Annotated in this window: 2 protein-coding genes and 3 pseudogenes; 2 read left to right on the top strand and 3 right to left on the bottom strand. The window is 67.9% G+C overall.

The window, feature by feature from the left end:
• Window positions 1-624, top strand: a 624-nt coding sequence (locus tag LN042_RS36615; RefSeq protein WP_230055791.1) for a DUF4232 domain-containing protein, incomplete at its 5' end; no start/stop codon positions are given.
• 108 nt (window positions 625-732) lie between these two features.
• Here LN042_RS36615 and LN042_RS36610 read toward each other — a convergent pair.
• Window positions 733-1,050: pseudogene (locus LN042_RS36610) on the bottom strand (transposase family protein); the annotation flags it as partial.
• 233 nt (window positions 1,051-1,283) lie between these two features.
• Between LN042_RS36610 and LN042_RS38275 the strand changes: the two are divergent.
• Window positions 1,284-1,933 (top strand): annotated as a pseudogene (locus LN042_RS38275) (transposase); the annotation flags it as partial.
• 9 nt (window positions 1,934-1,942) lie between these two features.
• Here the strand turns inward: LN042_RS38275 and LN042_RS38220 are convergent.
• Window positions 1,943-2,397, bottom strand: a pseudogene (locus LN042_RS38220) (IS5 family transposase); the annotation flags it as partial.
• A 22-nt stretch (window positions 2,398-2,419) separates the two neighbouring features.
• The gene (locus LN042_RS36595) at window positions 2,420-2,908 is read right to left on the bottom strand and encodes a hypothetical protein (RefSeq protein ID WP_230055789.1); all 489 of its coding nucleotides are present in this window, start codon (window positions 2,906-2,908) and stop codon (window positions 2,420-2,422) included.
• Window positions 2,909-2,975 lie beyond the last annotated feature (67 nt).

Below are 2,975 nucleotides of genomic sequence, written 5' to 3'. Positions count from 1 at the left end.
TCTAAGCGTCACCTATGCCGAACGGTCGCCGGCCTGGCTTCGTCCGCCCTGGCCCTGACCGTGCTCGGCACCGTCGGTGCGACCGCCGCGCCAGCTGCCCCGCACCCGGCCCTTTCAGGGGCGGACGTCCCGCTGTGTAACAACTGGGAAGGCTACAGTGACATCGTCGGCACGATGGTCGACCTGCACGTGGCCGATCCCCGATGGTCCGGTGTCGTCAAACTCACCAACACCTCGAAGCGGGCCTGCGTGATGTACGGGCCCGCTGATGTGCGGACCGACGATGCGCGGTCCGCCAACTGGCCCGTGTTCACCAAGCTCACCACCGGTGTCCTGGGTGACGGAATCTTCTCCACCGACAGGGAGCACGGAACGGTACTGCAGCCGGGACAGGAGGCCTTCCAACCCGTCGCCTGGCTTTCCTCTCCGTCGGTCGCTCCCCAGGCGAGCTGCACGCTGGGCTCTCTCCTCGACATAGTCCGCAACGGCGAAGAGTTTGACGTGGCCGTGCGCGTCCCCGCCACCCTCTTCTGCCCCAGCGGGAAGATCGGCTCCACGCAGATACAGATCGGGGTTCCGCAGCCCACCCTGGAGGACGCGCAGGCCCAACTCCAGGGCCTCTGACGCCAAAGAGCGGGCGCCACGCCTCCGGCGGGCGGGGTTGCCGTCCACGGCAATCGAGTCCGCACCGCCGGGACCAGTCCCGGTCAGATCGGCCAGGCCGCCAGGACAGACCAGGTTGACGATCGGTCGGATCGTGGCGGCACTCGGTGCGACCCGCACGCCAAACACGCCCGCGACCCGAGCGCCGAGGCGGGCCAGGGCATGCTGCGGAGCACTCACGGACCATTGGCCGATTGCCGCATACGAGCGGGCCCCGGCAACCACCGCCGACGCGGCAACCAGCAGCACCGCCACGAACGGGTGACGCACGCCGCGTCGCCGGCGCGGAGCGGGCAGCACCCGCACACGCTCCGCCAGCGGAAAGCCTGCTACCTCCTCCAGAGCGGGCGACTTGACGAGGCAGACGGTGGCAGACTGGCGGCACATCGAAGCTCCAGCGGTTCAAGGCGACTTGGCAAGGTCACCTCGTTCAACTGGAGCTTCGATGCGTTCCTGACGGGCCAATCCGGACCCTCCAGAGCGCCCTGGCCTGCACAGTCACTTGATCACCGGGACCTTGAAATGCCCCTGTGCCCGGGCCCCGAAGGGTATACGTTACCGTCGGGGCCGCGTAGGGCGACCGCTCGCTCGCCCCGTCTCCGGGGCAGGACCTCGACTAGGCCCGGCTCACCCGCAGCCAACTGCGTGCTCTGCTCGATCGCGCCGGTCGGCTTCGACGCGGGATCGACGCCGAGGTCGAACGGCTCAGGGGGTCTTTCGCAGGGACTGCCTGCACCAGCTGCCGCAGGTCGAGCAAGCCACGGGAAACAGGCCCAGGCTCTCATCCAGCAGCTCGACGCCACCTGCCGGAGCGCCGACGACCTCGCGACGGCCACCGAGGAGGCGTTCCTTTCCCACCCCGATTCGGAGATCATCACCAGTTTCCCCCGGCTGTCAGTGATGTCCGGAGCCCGCGTTCTGGCCGAGGTCGGTGACGACCGGGGAACGGTTCGCCGATGCCCGGGCCTTGAAGGCATACGCCGGCGCCGCCCCGGTGACCCGGGCTTCAGGCCGCAGCCGCGTCGTGGTCGCCAGGGCCGTCAAGAACCAGCGGCTGGCCTCCGTCGGCTACATGTGGGCTTTCGCCGCCCTGCGCTCGCACGAACCTCGACAGCACTACGACGGCCGACACACCGGCGGCGAACGACACATCGCAGCCCTGCGGAACCTGTTCAACAAGCTCCTCGGCTGTCTTTATCACTGCCTGCAGAGCCGCACGCTCTACGACTCCGAACGGGCCTTCCCCCTGCCTGTCGCACTCGCCGCCTGACCACTGAAGTTGACCTCCAGCGACATGAGATGTCTTGGTGGTCAGACCGCCCCGGGGACCTGCCGAGTGCCTCGCGGCGCGCAACTGCTGACGGGCCATCCGATTCGTCCTCGGGCTGATCCCCTTTTTGCGGGCCCGGCCGCGTGCTGATGACCCCCGCAGCCGTGGAGTCGATCGAGACGTCCACTCCACAGTCCCCACCGCGTCGTTGCGGACCTGAACCTCTCGCAGGAGTGCAGCCCAGGTGCCGTCCTTCTCCCATTGGGCGAAGCGCCGGTAGACGGTCTGCCACGGACCGTACCGTTCGGGCAGGACACGCCACGGGGCACCCGTGCGCAGTCACCGCAGCACCCCGTTCACCACCTGACGGTGGTCCCGCCAGGGACGCCCAGCGCCGTCCTGCTGAGGCAACAACGGTTCTATCCGAGCCCACGGGCATCGGTTATCTCTCCTCGACCCACCACAAGATCAATTATGAGACACGCCCTATTCCTCGTACTCCAGCCGGTGCGGCAGCGGCTCCCACTCGGGCAGCCAGTCGGTAGCCGTCTCACCCGCCAGCGCGAGATAGAACCAGTCGCTGAATCCAAGGTCGGTGTCGTGCCAGTCCGCCCAGCCGCGACGGAACGCCGACACCGTCCACCGGCCGTCCTCACGGGGCACAAGGAACAACTGGTCACCCTCAACCGTGTTCCCCCACACCAGCGCCCCACCCGGAGTGGGCAGGACGACATGCGGGACAGAGCGCGACTGCTCCAGCAGGTGCCCCATACGTTCGGAGTACTCCCGCAGCGTCCGGGCCCCGCAGAAGTAAATGTAGCCCGAGATCGCCCCGTCCCCGTACGCACCGGCGATCTCGACGAAGTCCTCTGGGAACACCACCGACCACGACGTGGCAGTCTCCCTGATCAGATGTGCCTCACTTGCATGCACGGGCGCACCAAGCACCGGCACGAACTCACTGACGGTCTTCACCGGATCTCCTTCAGCAGGACTCTCTCTCCCGGGCGCCCCACAGACGGATCCCCCGGTCAGCGAGAGG

Source organism: Kitasatospora humi, from assembly GCF_020907985.1.
GTDB classification, from domain to species: Bacteria; Actinomycetota; Actinomycetes; order Streptomycetales; family Streptomycetaceae; genus Kitasatospora; species Kitasatospora humi.
This window is presented reverse-complemented; position numbering and strand designations above follow the sequence as displayed.